Source organism: Cytophagia bacterium CHB2, assembly GCA_030263535.1.
Classification (GTDB): Bacteria; Zhuqueibacterota; Zhuqueibacteria; order Zhuqueibacterales; family Zhuqueibacteraceae; genus Coneutiohabitans.
Genome location: SZPB01000614.1, coordinates 1 through 2,206 on the forward strand (window position 1 = coordinate 1; position 2,206 = coordinate 2,206).

Sequence of the window (2,206 nt, forward strand, 5' to 3'; positions counted from 1 at the left end):
CGATGTCCAGCGCAAGGCGATCGGCAAGCGCGAGATCGTAGCCGCGCAATTCCACCTGCACCGCCTCGGCGCCGCCGGAGCCGAACAAACGCCGCAACATCCACAAACCGGATTGCGCACTCACGCGAATATCCGATCCCGGAATTTTGCCGGCGATGTTTTCGCGAAGATGATCCGCCAAAACAAAACTGTCCATGGTGCGCTCATTGGCATTCAGCAAAGAGATTTCCACTTCCGCATCGCCGGGGCGAAGCTCGGTGGTCATGTAACGCACTTGATCCATGGGCATCACTTCGCGCACGATGCGCTCGAGTTCTTTCAAATACTCGTTGGCCACGGCGATGTTCATGCCCTGCGCCAATTGCAATTCCACGCCGATTTCATCCGCATCGGTTTGCGGCGCCAGCTCCAGCGGCAGCAACGGCCAAAGCAGGATGGTGATCAGCAACAATGCGCCGGTCACGGCAAAGACGAGACGCTTGCGCCGCATGGCCGCTTCCAGCCAGCGGGAATAGCCCGTTTCCAGCCGGAGAAAAAAACGGCCGAGACGCGAGCCTTCGTCATCGGTGGCCTTTTCGCCCTCGCGAATCGTGAGAAAGCGGCTGCTCACCATCGGCACCAACGTGATTGCCACCAGCAGCGAACACAGCAGCGAGAACACCACGACGAGCGCCAGTTCTTTGAACAACATGCCGGAAACGGTTTGCATGAATACCACCGGCAAAAAGATCACGCACGTCGTCAACGTTGACGCGACGATCGCGCCGGTCACTTGTTTGGCGCCGGTCAAAGCGCTCTCTTCGAGACTGTGCCGGTTTTCGCGCAGCCGCACCATGTTTTCGAGCACGACAATCGCGTTGTCGACGATCAAGCCGATGCCCAACGCCAATCCGCCAAAACTCATTTGATTCAGCGTGAGGCCGTTGAAAAAGAGCAGCCCGAACGTCGCGATCATCGAAATGGGAATCGCCAACGCGATGATGAACGTGGACGAGCCGTTGCGTAAAAAAATATACAAAATGAATATTGCCAGCAAGCCGCCCCAAACCGCGGATTGTTTGACGTTGTCAATCGAATTTTGAATGAACTCGCTTTGATCGATGATCAACATCAATTCCAAATCGTCGCGTTCTTGATTGATTTTGGCCATAATGCCGCGGATTTCTTCCGCAACCGCGACGGTGTTGGCGCCAGATTGCTTGCGGATGCCGAGACGCACCACGGGCCGGCCGTCGATTTGATCGATGCGGTTGATGTCGGCATAACCATCGACGACTTCGGCCACGTCGCGCACGCGAATGGGCCGGCCATCGACTACGGTGATGATCGTCGCCGCGATTTCATCGAGTGTTTGATATTCGCCGCGCGTGCGCACATACATGTCATTGAAACCCTCGCGCATGTCGCCGCCGGGCAGCGTGATGTTCTCGCGCTGCAATGCCTGTTGCACGTCCGTGGCAGAAAGCTGACTCGAAGCGAGGCGATCGCGTTTGAGTTGCACTTGAATTTCACGATAGATGCCGCCCCACACATCCACCGCGCCGACGCCCGAAACTTGTTCGAAACGCTGAGAAAGTTCCCGCTCCAAAATCCGCGTCAACTCTGCCATGCCGCGCGTTTCGGAACGCACGCCGACGATCACCACTGGAAAATTATCGGGATCGAATTTCCAGACGCGCGGCGTCTCCGCTTCCTGCGGCAGGCTGTCGCGAATGCGATCCAGCGCGGCGCGCACGTCGTTGGCAGCTTCGTCGATGTTGGTGCCGGGAGAAAATTGCAGCGAGACCTGGCTGCGGCCTTCTTCGGATTCGGAGCGCACTTCTTCGATGTTCGGCACGCTCGCAATCGCATTCTCGATGCGATCGGTGATGATGGTTTCGATTTCCTCAGGCCCGACGTTGGCATAATTCGTACGAATGGTCAACATGGGAAATTCGACGGGCGGCAACAAATCGACCGGCAAATACCGCAATCCCATCATGCCCAAAACGATGATGATCAAAAACACCATGGTAGTGGCGATGGGGCGATGCACGGAAAGTTTGGTAAGATTCATGGTTTTGCCATAATGCGAAGGTTTTCAACAAACCGCTAATTCACGCAAATGAACAAGAATTGTAGTCCCCGCCCCTTGTGGGCGGCTGTCGAAGCCACTGAACCCGCGGTTGCAACAGTGCCCCACGAGGGGCAAGGCTACTCGGGCTAT

At 56.5% G+C, this 2,206-nt stretch carries 1 protein-coding gene; it reads right to left on the reverse strand.

Going from position 1 to position 2,206, the window contains the following annotated elements; translation table 11 throughout:
* Nucleotides 1-2,056: efflux RND transporter permease subunit (locus FBQ85_29485; GenBank protein ID MDL1879264.1), on the reverse strand; the 2,056-nt coding region annotated here is incomplete at its 3' end.
* Nucleotides 2,057-2,206 lie beyond the last annotated feature (150 nt).